Raw genomic sequence first — 19,375 nt, 5'->3', positions numbered from 1 at the left:
CTCCTTTACTTCGACGCTTCAGCGTAGGGGTTGCGGTCGTACTCTTCGCCGATCTGGCCGTCCTTGAGCCGTGCCATCTGCGCCTCAAACTCAGCCTCGGAGACCACAGCGACGCGGAAGAGCATTTCGGAGTGGTATTCGCCGCAAAGCTCGGCACACTTGCCGTCGTAGATGCCCTCACGGGTCGGGGTGAAGCTCAGGTGGTTGGTCTTGCCAGGGATCATGTCCACCTTCTGCAGGAAGGCGGGAACCCAGAACGAGTGGATGACGTCGCGGGAGTTGATCTGCAACTCCACGCTTTTGTTCACCGGCAGGTACAGCGTCGGCAGGGTCTCCGGAACGCCGGTCTCACCGGTCAAGTGGGCCTGCACGCCGGCAAAGTACTTGTCCTGCTTGACGTAGTTGAAGTCCCAAGCCCACTGCTTACCGCGCACGTCGACGACGACGTCGGGGTTGTCCGTCCGGGCCGTGATGTTGGTCGTGGTCTTGTCCGTGAAGTAGAAGAAGACCAGGACCATGACAACCGGGACCGCTGTGTAGAAGATTTCGAGCGGCAGGTTATAGCTGAGCTGGCGGGGGTAGCCGGTCTCGCCCTTGCGCCGGCGGTAGGCGATGATGCACCAGAGGATCAAGCCCCAGGTCAGGACACCAACAGCCAACGCGGCGATCCATCCGTGAACCCACAAATCGATGATTTCGGGAGTGTGGTTGGTAACGTCCCGCTGCGTGGGCAACCAGCCCAGGCGGACTTCTTCTGAACATCCCGTCAACAACAACGCACCGACGGTACCCAGGCCAGTGGCCTTGGCAATTCTGGCGCGTCGACTGCCGGTTCGAACCTGCGAACTCACAGACGGCCCTTCCTCTTTGTTTCGTGCAAGTGATGGGGCCATGGCAGAGCAAAGCCCTGGCCTCATATCCAGTTTTACTACTCACTGTAGAGCTTACCCGCACACATGACTTTCATGTGACAGGCTTCCCCGTGCGTCGGCCGTCCTGCGGCCGGGGAACGCCCCCGCCAGCTGTTAGTGGAACGAGTCTCCACAGGCGCAGGAGCCACCGGCGTTCGGATTGTCGATGGTGAATCCTTGCTTGGAGATGGTGTCCTCGAAGTCGATCGAGGCGCCGGAGAGATAAGGCACGCTCATCTTGTCCACGACCACCTCGACGCCGTCGAAATCACGGACTGCGTCGCCGTCGAGCATCCGCTCGTCGAAGTACAGCTGGTAGATCAGGCCGGAGCATCCGCCCGGCTGGACCGCTACCCGCAGGCGCAGGTCGGTGCGGCCTTCCTGTTCCAGAAGACTGCGTACCTTCCCCGCTGCCACATCGGTCAGAGCCACTTCGTGAGTGGGCAGTTCTGCCGTTTCGGGTGCCGTGGTCGGGGCGGATGAGTTGGTCGTTGCGCTCATTGCACTTCCTTATCTAAGACGGGCCGTCCGGTGACCTGCTGCTATTACTCAGTGGTGCGTCGGGCTACCGTTCCATCGTACGTCCCGTCGCCCAAAAGGGGATAACCTTGCCCGTCTCCAGGACCTTCAGGACACCGCCTCAGATGCCCTCTTCGTTCACTCGGGCCAGCAGCAGCGCCTGGGCCAGGACTGCATTGCGGAAGTCCCCCAGATGCAGCGACTCATTGGCCGAATGCGCCCGCGAATCGGGGTCTTCCACGCCAGTAATCAGGATTTGCGCCTGCGGATAGATCTCCGTCAGGTCTGCGATGAACGGAATCGATCCGCCCATGCCCGCCTCCACCGGCTGCGTCCCCCAGGCCTGTTCCAGTGCCCACAGCGCGGCCCGGCCCGCCGGAGCCGCGGTATCGGTGGCGAAGGCCTGGCCCCGCTCCCCCGGCACGAAAGTGGCCTCGGCCCCGAACGGCGCATGGGCGGCCACATGGGCAGCCATCGCGTCCATCGCCTGGTCGGGGTCCTGGCCGGGCGCCAGGCGCAGGCTGATCTTGGCCCTGGCAGCTGGTATCAAGGTGTTTGAAGCCAGCTCCACGCTGGGAGCGTCAAAGCCGATCACTGACAGCGCCGGCTTGTTCCACAGCCGGTCAGCGATGCTGCCGGTGCCCGCCAGCTGCACGGAGTCCAGCACCGACGAATCCCGCCGGAAGTCCTGCTCCGGATAGTCGACCGACGCGGCTGGAGCGGTGACAAGCCCCTCGATGGCAACAGCACCGTCGTCGTCATGGAAGGTGGCAATCAGCCGGGCGAGCAGGGTGGGTGCATCCAGCAGCGGACCGCCGAACATGCCTGAGTGGACAGCGTGTTCCAGCACCCGCAACTCCACGGTGCCGTCCACCAGGCCGCGCAGGCTGGTGGTCAGGGCGGGCACGCCGACCTTCCAGTTGCTGGAGTCGGCCACGATGATGGCGTCGGCCCGCAGCAATTCGCGGTGCGTTTCCAGGAAGGAGCGGAACGTCGGCGAACCGGCCTCCTCCTCCCCCTCAAAGAAGAAGGTGACCCCGACGCCGAAGTCGTCGCCGAGAACCTCCAGCAGCGCCCGCAACGATGCCAGATGGACCATGATCCCGGCCTTGTCATCGGCAGCGCCGCGGCCGTAGAGCCGGCCGTCGATTTCAGTGGCCTTGAACGGCTCGGTCCGCCACAGCGCGGGATCCCCCGGCGGCTGCACATCGTGGTGAGCGTAGAGCAGGACGGTCGGCTTGCCGGCGACGGCCGGACGGCGGGCCACCACGGCGGGGCCGCCGGCCGCTGCGCCGTTCGGCACGCTGAGGATCTGCACGTCGTCCAGCCCCAATTCCCGGACCATGCCGGCTACGGTATCCGCGCTGCGGACCAGGTCTTGCTGATCGAAGGCGGCCCAGGCGATGCCCGGAATGGAGACCAGCTGCTCCAGCGAGGAGATGGTGCGTCCCATGCCGGAGTCGACCGCGGCCGCGAGTTGTTCTACGTTCACATTGGTCATAGCCGACACCCTACCGCCCGTGTTGCGGTCGCGCCGATGCCCGTGGCATCGCCGCCGGGCCGCGGCTTTCAGCCGGGACGATTCCCGCGGGCGGTCCGGTATTCTTGACTGGTGTTCGGACGTAAAAAAGAGGCTTCCACGCCCCAAGAAACCATCGACCAGGCCACCGCGGCGCAGCCTCGCGACGGCAAGGGTGCCCCCACGCCCCGGCGCAAGGACCAGGAAGCTGCGCGCAAGCGCCCGCTGGTCCCGAACGACCGCAAAGCAGCCCGCGACGCCAACCGCCTTGCCCAGGCGGACCAGCGGCTGAAAATGCGCGAGGCCATGAACACCGGCGACGAACGCTACCTGCCGTTCCGCGACAAGGGTCCGCAGAAGCGCTTCGTCCGCGATTTCGTCGACGCCCGCTGGGTGCTGGGTGAATTCCTGATTGTCTTTGCCCTGATCTTCGTGATCCTGAGCTTTGTCCGCGACCTCAACGTGCAGGCCTTTATCCTGGTGGGCTTCTGGGTGCTGCTGGGGCTGGTGGCCGTCGACGCTTACATCCTGGGCCGGCAGCTCAAGAAGCGCCTCACCGCCAAGTTCGGCGAGGTGGAGCGCGGCGCAGTCTGGTACGGCGTGATGCGCGGACTGCAGCTGCGCCGGATGCGCCTGCCGAAGCCACAGGTCAAGCGGGGGGAATACCCCAGCTGATTCCGCTCGCACAGCACTGAATCAAAGGGTCGGGAGCAAAGCTGCTCCCGACCCTTTTTTTCATGCCCGCTGGGTTCTCCGGCCGGCAGCCGAGTCAGCCGGGAAGCCAGCATTAACCGCCAGGTTCAGCGCCGCCGCTTCGCCAGGCCGCGGTTGATTCGGCTGGCCCAGAACGGCCCCTCGTACAGGAACGCGGTATAGCCCTGCACCAGCGTGGCGCCGGCCTCCAGCCGTTGCTGGACGTCGTCGGCCGTCTCCACGCCACCCACGGACACCAGCACCAGGTCATTTCCGACGGAAGTGCGGAGCCGGCGCAGCACCTCCAGCGACCGCTGCTTTAGCGGTGCGCCGGAGAGTCCGCCGTCGCCGCAGGCAGCGACCTTGGCCGGGTCGGCCACCAGACCGTCACGGGAAATCGTCGTATTGGTCGCGATGATGCCGTCCAGTTTCAGCTCCATAGCCAGCCGGGCGACGTCGTCGATGTCCTCGTCGCTCAGGTCCGGGGCGATCTTGACCAGCAGCGGCACGTGGCGCCTGGCCACCGAATCGGCCGTCTCCCGCACTGCCTGCAGCAGCGGCCGCAGCGTGTCCACGCTCTGCAGCAGCCGCAGGCCGGGTGTGTTCGGCGAGGACACGTTGACCACCAGATAATCCGCGGACGAGGCCAGCAACCGGGTGCTCTTCAGGTAGTCCTCAGTGGCGTCGTCCAGTTCCACCACCTTGGTCTTGCCGATGTTGACGCCGATGACCGGCCGCAGCGCACCGTATTGGGCGGCGAGGCGGCGCCGGGCGGTGCCGATCCGCGGTGCAACCGCCGCCGCGCCGTCATTGTTGAACCCCATCCGGTTGATCACCGCGCGGTCCTCGATCAGCCGGAACAGCCGGGGCTGCGCGTTGCCCGGCTGGGCGCTGCCGGTGATGGTGCCGATCTCCACCGCGCCAAAGCCCAGGTCGGCCAGCGCCGCGATGCCGTGGCCTTCCTTATCAAAGCCTGCTGCCAGGCCGAACGGCGACGGGAAGGTCAGCCCCAGGGCCTGGGTGGCCAGCGAGGGGTGCGGACGGGTAAGGCGCCGCAGCACGGCCCCGGCCCCGCACCGGTGCGCGGTGCGGATGAGCTGGAAACCGATACGGTGTGCGCGCTCGGCGTCCATCCAGGAGAACGCGGCGCGGAAGAAGGTTGGGTACAGGCGCATGGTCCTAGTTTTCCGTGTGCACGCCGCCGCACCAAACCGTGTCGCCCGGGCGATAGCATGGGGTCAGCGACCCCGGCGAGAGGAAGGACCACCCTGGCAATGGCAGCCGACTGGCAGGAAGACATGCTAGGGGCGGAGTTCGAGTCCACTGTCCTGCAGGTGCCGGCGCTCAACGGCGCGGCGCAGCGGGCCACGCTGATCCGCTACCTGCCGGAGTCCCCGCGGCGCTCCCCCGGCGGCCATGCCGTGCTGTATGTGCACGGGTGGAGCGATTACTTCTTCAATACCGAACTGGCCAGGTTCTGGCACCGCCAAGGGGTGGCGTTCTACGCACTGGATCTGCACCACCACGGCCGCAGCTTGCAGGAGGGCGATCCCGCGGGCTACGTGACTGATCTGCGCCAGTACGACGACGAGATCTCCCTGGCGCTGGAGCTGATCGGCGAGGAAAACGGCGGCACCGAGACCAACATCACGCTGATGGGACACTCGACCGGCGGGCTGGTGGCCTCGCTCTGGGCGGCCGAACATCCCGGCCGGCTGCGCGCGCTGGTGCTGAACAGCCCCTGGTTGGAGATGCACGGCAGCGCCTTGGTCCGCCGCGCCGCGGGCGCCGTGCTGGAACCGTTGTCCCGGCTGAAGCCGGAGGCCGAAATCAAGCTCCCCGTCCGCGGCTTCTATTACCGCAGCATCAGCCGCACGGCAGAGGGCGAATGGGATCTGGACCCCAAGCTGCGCCCGCCGGAGTCCTTCCCCGTGCGAGCCGGCTGGCTCAGCGCCATCTGGGACGGGCAGGCGAAAGTCGCAAAGGGCCTCAACCTGGAGATTCCGGTGCTGGTGATGTCTTCCACGCGCAGCATGAACGGGCCGGTCTGGCACGAGGACATGAAGAACACCGACGTCGTGCTGGACATCCGCACGATGACCGAACGGGCGGTGCGGCTGGGCCGCAGCGTGAGCATCGAGCAGGTGCAGGATGCCCTGCACGATGTGTTCCTCTCCCGGGCCGACGTGCGCCAGGACGCCTATGCGCGGCTGCAGCGTTGGGCGCAGGTCTACATGCTCCAGGGCGGGAAGACCGAGCACCCCGCGCTGCCGCAGCGACCGGCCTAAGCGCCGCCCGCGAGGGCGGCGTCCACGGCTCCCCCGTACCGACGGTCCCGGCGGGCGTAGATGTCGATGGCCTCCCACAGCGTGCGCCGGTCGACGTCGGGCCACAGGGTATCCATGAACACCATCTCGGCATACGCCGACTGCCAGAGCATGAAGTTGGAGAAGCGCTGCTCCCCGGAAGTGCGCAGAAACAAGTCCACGTCCGGCAGGTCCGGCTCGTCAAGGTAGCGCTGGATGGTTTTTTCCGAGATCGACGACGCGCGCAGCTTCCCGGCGGCGACATCGGCGGCGATGGCGGCAGCCGCGTCGGCGATTTCCGCCCGGCCGCCGTAGTTCACGCACATGGTCAGCGTGCAGGTGGAGTTGCCGGCCGTCTGGCGCTCGGCCACCTCCAGTTCGTTGACCACCGACTTCCACAGCCGGGGCCGGCGGCCGGACCAGCGGATCCGCACGCCCCAGGCGTCCAGCTGGTCGCGCTGGCGCCGCAGGACGTCCCGGCTGAAACCCATCAGGAAGCGCACCTCCTCCGGGGACCGCTTCCAGTTCTCGGTGGAAAAGGCGTATACGCTGACGTGTTTGACGCCGATCTCGATGGCGCCGGCCATCACGTCCAGCAGCGCCGCTTCACCTGCTCTGTGGCCCTCGGTCCGGGGCAGGCCGCGTTGGTTGGCCCAACGGCCGTTGCCGTCCATCACGATGGCAACATGATCCGGAACCAGCGCCGGCGGCAGGGCGGGCGGCAGGGCGCCGGACGGGTGCGGCCAGGGCCGCTGTGGTTGCCGGGAAGTTGGGGTCACACTCGCTCCACATGCTTCAGGGATTTCAGGGTTCGTTCAAGGTGCCACTGTAGATAACTGGCCACCAGCCCGGCAGCTTCGCGGCGCGGACCGGTGGCAGAGGCATCCGCGGCCGGCCAATCCGCCGAGAGCAGGGCGGCCAGCAACTCCATGGTCTGCGGCGCCGGCGAAGCGGATCCCGGCGGCCGGCAGTCGTGGCACACCGCTCCGCCCAGCGGGGCGTTGAAGGCGGTGTGCGGGCCCGGCGCACCGCAGCGGGCGCACTGGTCGAAGCTGGGGGCCCAGCCCGCCGTGGCCAGGGCGCGCAGCAGGTAGGAATCGAGGATCAGCTCGGGCGCGTGGACGCTGCGGCTGAGCGCGGAGAGCGCGCCAATGACCAGCCCGTACTGGGCGCCGGCAGATTCGCCGTCGACGTCGGTGAGTTTTTCCGCCGTCTCGCAGATAGCAGCGGCCGAGGTGTATTTGGTGTAGTCGGCCGCGATGTCCCGGCCATAGGGGCCCACCATCTGGGCCTGCGTGACAATGTCGAGGCTGCGTCCGGACGCCAGCTGCAGGTCTGCCACCATGAACGGTTCCAGCACCGCGCCGAACTTGCTGCTGGTGCGGCGGACACCCTTGGCGACCGCCCGGATCTGGCCGTGCTGCTTGGTGAGCAAGGTGATGATGCGGTCGGCTTCGCCGAGTTTGTGGGTCCGCAGGATGACGCCCTGGTCCCGGTACGTACGGGAGGCGAAGGATCTGTTGGACACCGGTCTATTCTCCCACTAGAGCGGGCCTTCCCGCCGCCGTACGGCAAGAAGGCCCGCAAGGACGTTGTGGACCCGCCTGAGCTAGTGCGAACTGACGCTCTTGGCGGCTTCGTCGCGGATGGCGCGGTTCACGGCGGACACCACTGCCTTCAGCGAGGACATGGTGGTGTTGGTGTCGATGCCCACGCCCCACAGCACCCGCTCGCCCACGGCGCACTCAACATAGGCGGCGGCCCGTGCATTGCCGCCCTCGGACAGCGCATGCTCGGTGTAGTCCAGGACCCGTACGTCCACGCCGTCCTGGCGGAAGATCTCCAACAGTGCTGCGATCGGTCCGTTGCCCTCGGCGGTGCGGCGGCTCTGCACGCCGTCCACGCCCATGGTGGCGGTCAGCTGGAAGGTTCCGTCCTCCGCGCTGTCGGTCTTCACCGAACCCAGGGTGTAGTGGCCCCAGTTGTTCTCCGGAGTCGGCAGGTACTCGTCGTTAAAGACCGCCCACAGCTCCGCCGGGCTGACTTCGCCGCCCACCGTGTCGGTGCGGCGCTGGATCACGCCGGAGAACTCGATCTGCGCGCGGCGCGGCAGGTCCAGCTTGTGCTCGTGCTTGAGCAGATAGGCCACGCCGCCCTTGCCGGACTGAGAGTTGACCCGAATCACGGCTTCGTAGCTGCGGCCCAGGTCCTTTGGATCGATGGGCAGGTACGGCACCGCCCAGGTCAGCTCGTCCACCGTCTTGCCCTGGTCGGCGGCGTCGGCCTCCATCGCCTCGAAGCCCTTCTTGATGGCGTCCTGGTGGGAGCCGGAGAAGGCAGTGAAGACCAGATCGCCACCGTACGGGGAGCGTTCGGGCACCGGCAACTGGTTGCAGTATTCAACCGTGCGGCGGACTTCGTCGATGTTGGAGAAGTCGATCATCGGGTCGATGCCCTGGCTGAACATGTTCAGCCCCAGCGTCACCAGGTCCACGTTGCCGGTCCGTTCGCCGTTGCCGAACAGGCAGCCCTCGATCCGGTCGGCGCCGGCCAGATAGCCCAGTTCCGCAGCTGCCACGCCGGTTCCGCGGTCGTTGTGCGGGTGCAGCGAGAGGATAACGTTCTCCCGGTTGTTCAGGTTGCGCGACATCCACTCAATGGAATCGGCGTAGACATTCGGCGTGGCCATCTCCACCGTGGCCGGCAGATTCAGGATCACGTTCCGGTCGGCCGAAATTTCAAAGACGTCGGTGACGGCGTTGCAGATCCGGGCGGCGAACTCCAGTTCGGTTCCGGTGTAGGACTCGGGCGAGTACTCGTAGGTGATCTCGGTGCCCTTCAGGCCCTCTTCGTACTTGCGGCAGAGCCGGGCACCTTGCAACGCAATGTCCACAATGCCGTCCTGGTCTTCACGGAACACCACGCGGCGCTGCAGCACCGAGGTGGAGTTGTACAGGTGCACGATCGCGCGGCCGGCACCGGCAATTGACTCGTAGGTGCGCTCGATCAGGTGCTCGCGGGACTGCGTCAGGACCTGGATCGTCACGTCGTCGGGAATCCGGTCGCCTTCGATTAGCTGGCGGACAAAGTCGAAGTCGGTCTGCGATGCCGAGGGGAACCCGACCTCGATCTCCTTGAAGCCCATGCGCACCAGCAGGTCGAACATCTTGTGCTTGCGTTCGGGGCTCATCGGGTCGATCAGCGCCTGGTTGCCGTCGCGCAGGTCCACGGCGCACCAGCGCGGGGCCTTGGTCATCACTTTGTCCGGCCAGGTGCGGTCGGGCAGTTCTACGGTGATCTGGTCCTGGAACGGAATGTACTTATGGATGGGCATTCCGGAGGGCTTCTGTGCGTTTCGCATTTTGGTCTGTGGCCTTTTCTCATGAGAGCTAATTGAAGAATTTTGGCCGGGCAACACAAACTCCGCAGCGAGGGTTCGGCCTGTCAAACAGTAGTTCGCGTGGCCTCGCCGCGGCAGCTAAGAAGGAGCATTCCTGCGCGCACAATTTCACACTAGCACGGTGCGTAGGATGTGAGGGAAACCCTGACACAACTATGAAATGAGGCGCCTCATGAGCCGCTCCGGAATCGTATTGTCCAACGTCGACCCGGCCGTCCGTCCGCAGGACGACCTCTTCCGGCATGTCAACGGCACCTGGCTCGCGGAGACCGCCATCCCGGACGACCGGGCGTTGGAAGGCTCCTTCACCGCCCTGCGCGACGCCTCCGAAGAGGCCGTCCACGCCATCATCGAAGACGCCGCCCAGCACCCCGACCCGGCCAGTCCGGCAGGCAAGATCGGCATGCTCTATGCCGGGTTCATGGACACCGAAACGGTCGAAGCCAAGGGCTTCTCCCCGCTGGCCGAGCAGTTTGCCGCCATTGCGAAAATCTCCGACCGGGACGGGCTGCGCGAGGTCATTGGTGCCTTCAGCCGCAGCGGTGCGGCGTATCCGCTGGCCTTTTTTGTCAACAACGACGCCGGCGACCCCACCCGCTACGTGATCTACCTGTATCAAGCGGGGCTGGGCCTGCCGGACGAGGCCTACTACCGGGAAGACGAATTCGGCCCCATCCGGGAGGCTTACCGTGGCTACGCCGCGAAGATGCTGGAATTGGCCGGCTTTGATCCGGTGCAGGCCGACGCGGCACTGGATCTGGAGCACAAGCTGGCGGCCGGCCATCTGGACAAGGTCTCCTGCCGCGACCCGCAGCAGACCTACAACCTGCGCACCGATGAGCAGGTGGCAGCCATGGCCGGCTGGATGCCGCACTGGCTGGCCGCGCTGGGGCCGGAAGCGGCCGAGGCAACCGACATGGTGGTCTGCCAGCCGGACTTCCTGCGCACGCTGGACGGATTGCTGGACAGCGAACCGCTGGAGGCCTGGCAGGCCTGGTTGCGGCTCCAACTGCTGACGACGGCGGCGCCCTACCTGCATGATGAAGCGGTCCAGACCCACTTCGGCTTCTACGGGCGCACCCTGAGCGGGACCCCGGAGCTGAAGGAGCGGTGGAAGCGCGGCGTGGCTTTGGTGGAAGGCGCCCTCGGCGAGGCCATCGGGGAGGAATATGTGGCTCGGCATTTCCCGCCTGCGCACAAGGAACGGATGGAAGAACTGGTCGCGAACCTGCTGGCGGCCTACCGCAAAAGCATCTCCGGCCTTGAGTGGATGACCCAGGGCACCATCGAGAAGGCGCTGGAGAAGCTGGCAAGCTTCCGGACCAAGATCGGCTACCCGGAGAAGTGGATCGACTATTCCAGCTTCGTACCGGGGGACGATGTCTGGGCCAACGTCCAAGCCTCCAATGAGTTCGAGGTCCGCCGGAACCTGGCCAAATTGGGCGGCCCGATCGACGACGCTGAGTGGCACATGACCCCGCAGACGGTCAACGCCTACTACATGCCGAGCATGAATGAAATCGTCTTCCCGGCCGCCATCCTGCAGCCGCCCTTCTTCGACGCCGACGCCGATGCCGCGGCCAACTACGGCGCCATCGGCGCGGTGATCGGCCACGAAATCGGCCACGGCTTCGACGACAAGGGCTCTCAGTACGACGGCACCGGCGCGCTGCGGAACTGGTGGTCGGACGAGGATCGGGCCGCCTTCGACCGGCTCACCGGCCGGTTGGTGGACCAGTACGCCGCGCTCAGCCCGGCCGAGGCTCCCGGCAGCATGGTCAACGGCGAACTCACGCTGGGCGAAAACATCGGCGACCTCGGCGGTCTGGCCATCGCCTACCGCGCCTACCAGTTGAGTCTGCAGGGCCAGGAGGCTCCGGTGGTCGACGGGCTGACCGGAAGCGAGCGGTTCTTCTACTCGTGGGCCGAATGCTGGCGCCAGAAGATCCGTTCCGAGGAGGCGGTGCGCCGGCTGGCGATCGACCCGCATTCCCCGAACGAATTCCGCTGCAACCAGGTGGTGCGCAACCTGGACGCCTTCCACGAAACCTTCGGCACCGCAGCAGGCGACGGACTCTGGCTCACCCCGGAGGAACGGGTCCGGATCTGGTAGCCGGCGGCTAGAAGGCGCCGGACTGCTGGCAGGTTACCTGGTCGGCAGTCTGGCCCTTGAACCCGCCGGCGACCCCGCCGGTCTTCGCCAGCTGTTTACCGCTGGCGAAGTCCTGCCCCACCGAGAGCGCGACGCCGTAGTAATCGCCGGAGACCAGCACGTTGGCCCGGGGAACGTTGAGTTGCTCGGCCAGGGACAGGGCCACGTGTTCGAAGCCGGCGGAGTAGTACAGCTGCGTAGTTGTCCGCTGCGCATCGCTGGCCGCCGGAGTGGCCAACAGGTAGCCCAGCGCGTGCAGCTGCTTGGTCAGTTCCTCGCCGCGATCTGCGGCACCGGAGGCATTGACCACCTGCACGGGCTGCACGGCCGGGTCGAAGGCGGGCACGTCGTGTCCCGCGGTAGGTTCGTTCCCCGGCTCCGTGGTCGCGCCGGCGGCAGCACCGCCGTCGGTCTTCGGCGCCGAGGTCCCGGTGCCGGCATCGGAGGTGGCCTTGTCGGTGGCCTTGTCGGTGGCTTTGTCGGTGGACTGAACGTCGGACGATCCCGCGGTGTTGACCTCGGGGGCAGTGACGTCGCCGTCTTCGCGCAGGATCCGGAACAGCTCCTGCGCCGGTTCCTCGTCCAGGACCAGGCGGTTCCCGTCCGCGGGAGAAGCCTGGGTGGGCAGCGACACGAAGGCCACCTTGCCCAGGTCCACGGCCTTGACCCGGTCCGCCAGGGCCAGCAGCCGGGGAATCTCCGCCAGTCCCTCGTCCACGGTCAGGTTGCTGACCACGGCCTCGGCGATGGCATACAGGCGGGGCACATTGGTCAAGGTTCCCTCGGACTGGATCTTGCGGGCCATGGAGGCCAGGAAGCTTTGTTGCGCCCGGATCCGACCACGGTCTCCCCCGTCGCCGAAGGAATGGCGGGTGCGCAGGAAAGCCAGCGCCTGCTCGCCCTGCACCGAGCTCACGCCGGCCGGCAGTTTCAGCTTCGAGTAGCTGTCGTTGATCGGTTCATTGACGCAGACGTCCACGCCACCGATCACCGTGGAGAGTTCCTTGACCGCGTTGAAGTCGGCCATCATGAAGTGGTCAATCTGCAGGCCGGTCATCTCGTTCACTGCCGCGACGGTGCAGCCCGGTCCGCCATAGCTGAGGGCGGCGTTGAGCTGCGCGGACTGCTGTTCCGGATAGACCTGCCCGCTGTTCGGATCCGTGCAGCTGGGGATGGTGGTGAGCAGGTCGCGGGGCAGGCTGACCACTGTGACACGTTTGCGGTCCGCGGACAGGTTCACCAGCATCATCACGTCCGATTTGCCCCAGCCCGCGGACGAGTCATTCGAACCGTACTTGCCGTCGGTGCCGTCCCGCGTGTCCGTACCCAGAATGAGGATCTGCACGGGATCCCGGCTCAGGTCCACCGGAAGGCCCGGCCCATCGGTGCTCAGGTTCAGCGGCGACGTGGTGATGCTGTCCCGCAGGCCGACAAGTTTGAACACCACGACGCCGACCCCGGCAGCCAGGGCCAAGGCCAGGACACCGGCCACGATCTTCAGCCACAGCAAGCGGGGTCCGCGGCCCATGTGCCGCGGAGTGGAACGCCGCGCTGGGCCGCGCCGCTGCGGGGTGGGGCCAGCCGCGGCCTGCGGTTCATCACTGGAGCTGCCGCGATGAGCCACTGGCTTCCCCCACTATCCGGTTGAACGATTGATGCACAGGCGGCCTTGTCGGAACGCAGGCCGCTATGTATTGTACGGCCTGGCGCGGGGGAAAGTTCCCCGTTTGTACTCAGCTAGAAGCCCAGGCGCACCAATTGCTTGGGGTCGCGCTGCCAGTCCTTGGCGATTTTCACGTGCAGGTCCAGGTAGACCCGGGTGCCGAGCAGGCCCTCGATCCCCTTGCGGGCCTGGGTGCCGACGTCGCGCAGCCTGCTACCACCCTTGCCGATGATGATGGCCTTCTGCGACGGACGTTCCACGAACAGATTCACCCGGACATCCAGCAGCGGATTGTTGGCGCTGCGCCCTTCGCGCGGAACGATCTCCTCGACCACCACGGCCAGGGAATGCGGCAACTCGTCCCGCACGCCCTCCAGCGCAGCCTCCCGGATGAGTTCGGCCACCATCACGGCCTCGGGCTCATCCGTGAGCTCACCGTCCGGATACAGCGGCGGCGACAACGGCATCTGCTGGACCAGGACGTCGGCCACGGTCTGCACCTGGTCGCCCTTGGCGGCGGACACCGGCACGATGGCAGCGAAACCGTCAGCACCGAAGACTTCGGTACCGAGCCCGGCCACAGACAACAGCTGTTCGGCCAGCGATTGCTTGTCCATCAGGTCGGTCTTGGTCACCAGTGCCACCACGGGCTTGCGGGCCAGGCCCGCCAGCTGGTTGGCAATGAACCGGTCGCCGGGGCCGATCTTCTCGTTAGCCGGCAGGCAGAAACCGATCGCGTCCACTTCCGAGAGCGTGTCGGCCACCAGGTCGTTCAGCCGCTGTCCCAGCAGGGTCCGCGGCCGGTGCAGGCCGGGTGTGTCCACCAGCACCAGCTGGGCATCCGGCCGGTGCACGATGCCGCGGATGGTGTGCCGGGTGGTCTGCGGCTTGGCGGACGTGATGGCCACTTTCTGCCCGACCAGAGCGTTCGTCAGCGTGGACTTGCCCGCGTTGGGACGGCCCACCAGTGAGACGAACCCGGCGCGATAGTCCTCCGGCCAGCCGCTGGACGGCATCGCCATGGGCTTTGCAGAATCAGGCGTGTTCTCTGTCATCGTTCCCTCTCTGTCCCGGGCAGGCGCGCGGCGTCGGTGGCGGCAGCGCCGTCGTCATGGGTGGACTGCCGCCGGGCCGGCCCGTCATACCAGGCCAGCACGTGGCTCACGCGGTTGCGCCGCCCCTCCAGCCGTTCGGCGCGCAAGTGCAGGCCCTCCAGCAGGACTTCGCTGCCCACGATCGGCACCCGGCCCAGGCTCTTGGCCAGCAGTCCGCCGACGGTGTCCACCTCTTCATCGTCCAGTTCCAGACCGAACAGTTCACCGACGTCGTCAATGCTGGTGCGGGCGCTGACGCGGAACCGTCCGTCCGGCAGCGCCTCGATCTCGGGGCGCTCGGTGTCGTACTCGTCAACGATCTCGCCGACGATCTCTTCAATCAGGTCCTCCAGCGTGACCAGTCCGGCGGTACCGCCGTACTCGTCAATCACGATGGCCACATGCGTGGACTCGCGCTGCATTTCCTGCAGCAGCTCCCCCACGGCCTTGGACTCCGGCACGTAGCGGACCTCGCGGCAGATCTGGTCCACCAGCATGCCGGCGCCGTGGTCGGCACGGCCGTGGATCCGGGCGGCGACGTCCTTCAGGTAGAGGATGCCGCGGACCTGGTCGGCGGTGTCCATGATCACCGGGATGCGCGAGTAGCCGGACTGCAGGAACAGCGTCATTGCCTCCTGCAGGGTGGAGCCGGAATCGATGCTGAGCATATCCGTGCGCGGCACCATCACCGACCTGACCTTGGTATCGCCCAATTCGAAGACCGAATGGATCAGTTCCGCCTCCGTGTCCTCGATCATGTCCGATTCATTGGCCCGGTCCACCAGTTCGCGGAACTCCTCTTCGGTGAAGAAGGCGGCGTCGGCGCGCGGCGCATTCGGCGCAACCGCGCTGCCCAGGCGCACCAGCCATTGCGGCACCGGCCCCATTACCGCGCACAGCATCCGGACCAGCAATGCGGTGGAGAGCACCACCGCGCCCGCGTGCATCCGGCCCAGTTGCCGCGGCGACACCCCGACCAGCACGAACCCGACGCCGGCCATGGTGGCAGTGGCGAGCAGCCCCGCCAGCCAGATGTTGCCCAGCAGGTCGTGGAACAGCAGCGCGATGGCCACCGCGGCGGCCATCTCGAACCAGACCCGCCAGAAACGCAACGCGTGCATGTGCGCGGCCGGCGAGGCCAGGATGACGCGCAGGCTGCGGCTCCGGCCGGAACGCAGCAACTGTTCGGCGTCATGGCGCGGCAAATAGGTGAAGGCCGCCTCGGCGGCGGTGAGGGCGCCGGCGAACAGCGTGAATGCCAGCGTCATGCCGGCAAGGATCCAGAGCATCGTCGCGGCTCTAGAGCGTGGTTTCGGTGGGGGCAGCCTTGCCCGTGAAGGAGGAAAGCAGCTGGCGCTGGAGGCCGAACATTTCTTCCTTTTCCGCCGGCTCCGCATGGTCAAAGCCGAGCAGATGCAGGATGCCGTGCGTGGTCAGCAGCAGCATTTCATCCAGCAGCCCGTGGCCGGCCTTCTGCGCCTGCTCCTGCGCCACCTGCGGACAGATCACGATGTCGCCGAGCACGCCGGCCGGGCCGGGCTTCATGGCGGTGCCGGGACGCAGCTCATCCATCGGGAAGGACAGCACATCGGTGGCACCCGGTTCGTCCATCCATTCGATGTGCAGCCGTTCCATCGCCTCGGTGTCCACCATGATGATGGAGAGTTCGGCTTCCGGGTGGACATAGAGCGAATCCAGCACGAACCGCGCCAGCCGGACCAACTCTTCTTCATCGGCCGGGATTGTCGATTCGTTATTGACCTCGATGCTCATGCTCCACCCTCCGGGCCGGCCTCCGCTTCAATCCTCCGCCGGGCGGCCGGCGTACGGTGCGGCGAGCGGCCACCCGCGCTGCGACGGCTCTCGTCCCAACGGCTGTATGCCGTCACAATGTCGCTAACCAGCCGGTGCCGGACCACGTCGCTGGCATCGAGCTGGGAGAAGCGCACATCTTCGACGCCTTCCAGAATTTCGCTGACCACCTTCAGACCGGAGCTGGTGCCGCCGGGCAGGTCGATCTGGGTCACGTCGCCGGTCACCACCATCTTGGACCCAAAGCCCAGCCGCGTGAGGAACATTTTCATCTGTTCCGGCGTGGTGTTCTGCGCCTCGTCCAGAATGATGAAGGCGTCGTTCAGCGTGCGGCCGCGCATGTAGGCCAGCGGGGCCACCTCGATAGTGCCGGCAGCCATCAGGCGCGGAATCGACTCCGGGTCCATCATGTCGTGCAGCGCGTCGTAGAGCGGGCGCAGATACGGGTCGATCTTGTCGCTGAGCGTGCCCGGGAGGAAGCCCAGCCGCTCCCCCGCCTCAACCGCGGGACGGGTCAGGATGATCCGGTTGACCTCTTTGTGCTGCAAGGCCTGCACCGCCTTGGCCATCGCCAGGTAGGTCTTGCCGGTGCCGGCCGGGCCGATGCCGAAAACCACCGTGTGGTTGTCGATGGCCTCGACGTAGTTCTTCTGGTTCAGCGTCTTGGGCCGGATGTTGCGGCCGCGCGAGGACAGGATGTTCAGCGTCAGCACTTCGGCCGGCCGCTGCGCTAACTGTTCGCCGAGCATGCGCAGCAGCTGGGCAACCACCTGCGGCGTGATCCGTGTGTCCTTGGCGGCCAGCGCGCGGATCTCTTCCACCAGGTTAAGCGTGAGTTGGACCGCGTCGGCCGGGCCGGAAATGGCGAGCTCGTTACCGCGGACATGCAGGTTCACATCGCTGAACTCGGCCTCGATGACCTGCAGCACCTCATCGTGGGCACCGAGCGCCCTCACCATGTGTTCCGGCGAATCGAAATGGACGGAACGGCTGCTTGATCCCAGCGGATCGACATCCAGGCGTGATTGGGACATAGTCCGGCCGATGCGGCCTTTCATCGCTCCTTCGGTGGGCGCTGCTTGTGGTGAGGCGGAAGTGTTCCAGCCCTGACGGTACAAGGTACATGCTACGGCACGGGGCACGCCACCGTCCTCTAGAGGGGCAAAATCGCCTTGGTATCGATCCTGCATCAATCGTGCATCAGTCCGGTTGAGGGCTGGTTAAAGCAGCCATCACCCCCCCTGCCCTATGCCAAGCTAGTGGGGCAGGAAAGCCGGGAGCACCGGTTTCTGCCCCCGCATTCATCCAGTCGTTCCGGCCAGCCAGAAGGGATCCAGGCATTAGCAGCAACCAGCTCCGGCAGCCTTCGGGCTCGGTCCCGGCACGCCGCTTCGGCGCGTGGTTGGCGCTGGTCACCGCGTCCTCGCTGGTGCTGCTGGGCTGCACCCCGCAAGGCAGCGCCACCGGCGGGCAGACTTCCATGCCGGTTCCCACCGCCCCCACCGCGGCGAGCAGTCCGCTGGTCTCCAGCGCACCGGTCGAAACCCTGCGCTCCTCCGAGCTCTCCCCCCTCTATTGGCTGGGCACCAACGCAGACAATGTGTTCCTGTACCGCGAATACCGCGAGGCGGAGAACCTCGGAGATCCCATTACGACGGCGGTGGCGGCCTTGACCCGCATGCAGCCACTCGATCCGGACTACTTTAATCCGCTCAGCCCCGCCAGCAAGGTGGGCGCTTCCATTACCAACGGCTCGGTCATCACCCTGGACATCTCCTCGGATGCCTTCAAGCGGCGGGTGGATGCCGGCATCGCCGAACGGGCTGTGCAACAGCTGGTCTATACGGCCACCGCCGCCGCAGCCAACGCAGGGCTCAGCAGTTCCGACAACCCGCTCGAAGTGGTGATCCTGGTTGACGGGCACCACGGCTATAAAGCCTTCGGCCACGTACTGCTGGGCGAACCGATGGCCCGGGACGGCAGCCTGGCGGCCCCGGTCTGGATCATCGACCCGGCCCAGGGCGCCACCTCCGACGGGCGCGTGGAGGTGTTCGGCCGCGGCGTCGCCTTCGAATCACAGCTGCGCTGGCAGATCTACCGGATGGCCGGCACCGGTGAAGAAGCCGGCAAGGGCAAGCTGGTCAAGGCCGGAACAGTCTCCGTTGATGCACCGGCCGGAGAAATCGGCGAGTTCAAGTTCACCGAGAAGCTTGACCCGGGCACCTACCAGCTCTATGTCTTCCATGAGGACGTGAGCGGGCGGACCCAAGAACGGCAGAATCCGGACAGCAAGGTCTTCACGATTAAGTAGGCTTGCCCGCACCAGAACGTGGCCTCACTTGGTGTGCTAAGCCAGGGCGCGGCCGCCCCTGCCCATTATCTAGCGTTGCCTAGCGCCAGCGGCCCAACATCTCGCTGAGCAAGGTCAAGGCGGCGGGTCCCGCCGTGGAAGAACGCAGGACGTGGGGCCCGAGCCGCACGGCCACCGCCCCGGCTTCGAGCATGGCGTCCACTTCGGCCTGGCTGATCCCGCCTTCGGGACCCACAATCATCAGCACCCGCGCCGTACTGCCGTTGCCGCCGTCAGGCCAGGCAGCCCCGTCGGGCGAGGCAGCTCCGTCGGGCGAAGCACCCCCGTCGGGCGAAGCACCCCCGTCAGGCGAGGAATCCCCGTCAGGCGAGGCACCGCCGTCGTTCTCGGGCTGCGGTCGCGCGGTGTCTGCGCTGGCCAACCCGGCGCGTTGCACGGCATCAGCCACGCTGCCCGCGGCGTCTTCGTGCAGCAGCAGCGACAACCGGCTGGACCGGATCATGGCGCACAGTCCGGCCCGTTCCACCAGCGGTTCCACCTCGGGCACGCGCGCCCGCCGGGATTGCTTGGCGGCGGCGCGGACCGCCGTCTGCCACTTTGCCGCGCCCTTGGCCGCCTTGTCGGCTTTCCAGCGCACGATGCTGCGTTCGGCCTGCCACGGGACCACCATGTCGACGCCGAGCTCGGTGGCTGCCTCGATCGCCAGTTCGTCCCGGTTGCCCTTGGCCAGCGCCTGCACCAGCACCAGCTCCGGGTCCGGCTCCGGCTCCTGCACCATCCGCAGGGCACGGACGGTGAGCTCACCGGACCGGCCGGAGACCGCCTCGCCGACCAGCCGGCGGCCCCGGCCGTCGGCGAGGTCGACCGGTTCACCGGGCTCGATCCGTTTGACCGTGACCGCATGCCGCGCCTCATCCCCCGCCAGCGTGAAGCTATCGCCGGGGGCCACCGCGTCGAGCTCGCCCGGCGCGGTGAAGAACAGGTGGCTGGTCACG

At 66.6% G+C, this 19,375-nt stretch carries 17 protein-coding genes; 4 read left to right on the top strand and 13 right to left on the bottom strand.

From position 1 onward, the window contains the following. Window positions 1–5 precede the first annotated feature (5 nt). The 3 genes from ctaC to AC5RW2_RS04615 all read right to left on the bottom strand — a co-directional run bounded on the left by ctaC (window position 6) and on the right by AC5RW2_RS04615 (window position 2,931). Window positions 6–851 carry an aa3-type cytochrome oxidase subunit II gene (gene ctaC / locus AC5RW2_RS04625; protein WP_493950520.1) on the bottom strand — a complete coding sequence of 282 codons (846 nt, stop codon included), beginning with the start codon at window positions 849–851 and terminating at the stop codon, window positions 6–8. Between the two features lie 174 nt (window positions 852–1,025). Beyond that, window positions 1,026–1,412 (bottom strand): HesB/IscA family protein, encoded by a 387-nt coding sequence (locus tag AC5RW2_RS04620; protein WP_353915557.1) that lies wholly within the window; start codon window positions 1,410–1,412, stop codon window positions 1,026–1,028. A 139-nt stretch (window positions 1,413–1,551) separates the two neighbouring features. Then, complete coding sequence (locus AC5RW2_RS04615; RefSeq protein ID WP_493962087.1) at window positions 1,552–2,931, bottom strand: dipeptidase; 1,380 nt, start codon at window positions 2,929–2,931, stop codon at window positions 1,552–1,554. Window positions 2,932–3,042: 111 nt separating this feature from the next. On the opposite strand from AC5RW2_RS04615, the gene AC5RW2_RS04610 reads away from it, so the two are divergent. After that, window positions 3,043–3,624, top strand: coding sequence for a DUF3043 domain-containing protein (locus AC5RW2_RS04610; protein WP_493962088.1), 582 nt, complete (start codon window positions 3,043–3,045; stop codon window positions 3,622–3,624). A gap of 125 nt (window positions 3,625–3,749) precedes the next feature. On the opposite strand, the gene AC5RW2_RS04605 is transcribed toward AC5RW2_RS04610, so the two are convergent. After that, entirely contained in the window at window positions 3,750–4,817 is a 1,068-nt protein-coding gene (locus tag AC5RW2_RS04605; protein ID WP_493962089.1) for a quinone-dependent dihydroorotate dehydrogenase, read from the bottom strand. Between the two features lie 99 nt (window positions 4,818–4,916). Here AC5RW2_RS04605 and AC5RW2_RS04600 point away from each other — a divergent pair, with 99 nt between their 5' ends. After that, a complete protein-coding gene (locus AC5RW2_RS04600; protein ID WP_493962090.1) occupies window positions 4,917–5,930 on the top strand; it encodes an alpha/beta hydrolase in 1,014 nt (337 codons plus the stop codon). Here AC5RW2_RS04600 and AC5RW2_RS04595 read toward each other — a convergent pair. The 3 genes from AC5RW2_RS04595 to leuA form a co-directional block, all read right to left on the bottom strand. Further along, a complete protein-coding gene (locus tag AC5RW2_RS04595; RefSeq protein WP_493962091.1) occupies window positions 5,927–6,727 on the bottom strand; it encodes an isoprenyl transferase in 801 nt (266 codons plus the stop codon). The genes AC5RW2_RS04600 and AC5RW2_RS04595 overlap by 4 nt on opposite strands. Next, window positions 6,724–7,476 carry a DNA repair protein RecO gene (gene recO / locus AC5RW2_RS04590; protein WP_493962092.1) on the bottom strand — a complete coding sequence of 251 codons (753 nt, stop codon included), beginning with the start codon at window positions 7,474–7,476 and terminating at the stop codon, window positions 6,724–6,726. The genes AC5RW2_RS04595 and recO overlap by 4 nt, the downstream gene beginning before the upstream one ends. An 81-nt stretch (window positions 7,477–7,557) precedes the next feature. After that, window positions 7,558–9,309 carry a 2-isopropylmalate synthase gene (gene leuA, locus AC5RW2_RS04585; RefSeq protein ID WP_493950526.1) on the bottom strand — a complete coding sequence of 584 codons (1,752 nt, stop codon included), beginning with the start codon at window positions 9,307–9,309 and terminating at the stop codon, window positions 7,558–7,560. 211 nt (window positions 9,310–9,520) lie between these two features. Here leuA and AC5RW2_RS04580 point away from each other — a divergent pair, with 211 nt between their 5' ends. Further along, window positions 9,521–11,461: a M13 family metallopeptidase gene (locus AC5RW2_RS04580; protein ID WP_493962093.1), complete on the top strand. Its 1,941-nt coding sequence runs from the start codon at window positions 9,521–9,523 to the stop codon at window positions 11,459–11,461. 7 nt (window positions 11,462–11,468) lie between these two features. On the opposite strand, the gene AC5RW2_RS04575 is transcribed toward AC5RW2_RS04580, so the two are convergent. The 5 genes from AC5RW2_RS04575 to AC5RW2_RS04555 form a co-directional block, all read right to left on the bottom strand. Further along, window positions 11,469–13,028 carry an LCP family protein gene (locus tag AC5RW2_RS04575; protein WP_493962094.1) on the bottom strand — a complete coding sequence of 520 codons (1,560 nt, stop codon included), beginning with the start codon at window positions 13,026–13,028 and terminating at the stop codon, window positions 11,469–11,471. A 209-nt stretch (window positions 13,029–13,237) separates the two neighbouring features. Continuing rightward, window positions 13,238–14,185: a GTPase Era gene (gene era / locus AC5RW2_RS04570; RefSeq protein WP_493962291.1), complete on the bottom strand. Its 948-nt coding sequence runs from the start codon at window positions 14,183–14,185 to the stop codon at window positions 13,238–13,240. Window positions 14,186–14,214: 29 nt separating this feature from the next. Then, entirely contained in the window at window positions 14,215–15,525 is a 1,311-nt protein-coding gene (locus AC5RW2_RS04565; protein WP_493950529.1) for a hemolysin family protein, read from the bottom strand. A gap of 31 nt (window positions 15,526–15,556) precedes the next feature. Then, window positions 15,557–16,030 (bottom strand): rRNA maturation RNase YbeY, encoded by a 474-nt coding sequence (gene ybeY, locus AC5RW2_RS04560; RefSeq protein WP_493939085.1) that lies wholly within the window; start codon window positions 16,028–16,030, stop codon window positions 15,557–15,559. Continuing rightward, a complete protein-coding gene (locus AC5RW2_RS04555) occupies window positions 16,027–17,103 on the bottom strand; it encodes a PhoH family protein (RefSeq protein ID WP_493962292.1) in 1,077 nt (358 codons plus the stop codon). Before AC5RW2_RS04555 ends, ybeY begins: the two co-directional genes overlap by 4 nt. Before the next feature lie 368 nt (window positions 17,104–17,471). Here AC5RW2_RS04555 and AC5RW2_RS04550 point away from each other — a divergent pair, with 368 nt between their 5' ends. Beyond that, window positions 17,472–18,380 (top strand): GerMN domain-containing protein, encoded by a 909-nt coding sequence (locus AC5RW2_RS04550; protein WP_493962095.1) that lies wholly within the window; start codon window positions 17,472–17,474, stop codon window positions 18,378–18,380. 79 nt (window positions 18,381–18,459) lie between these two features. Here AC5RW2_RS04550 and AC5RW2_RS04545 read toward each other — a convergent pair whose 3' ends face one another. Then, on the bottom strand, window positions 18,460–19,374 hold the full coding sequence (locus AC5RW2_RS04545; protein WP_493962096.1) for a 16S rRNA (uracil(1498)-N(3))-methyltransferase: 915 nt from the start codon (window positions 19,372–19,374) through the stop codon (window positions 18,460–18,462). Window position 19,375: the final 1 nt, after the last annotated feature.

The organism is Arthrobacter sp. B0316-1-20, from assembly GCF_059091865.1.
The sequence above is the reverse complement of the archived record's forward strand: the minus strand, read 5'-3'. Positions and strand labels throughout refer to the sequence as shown.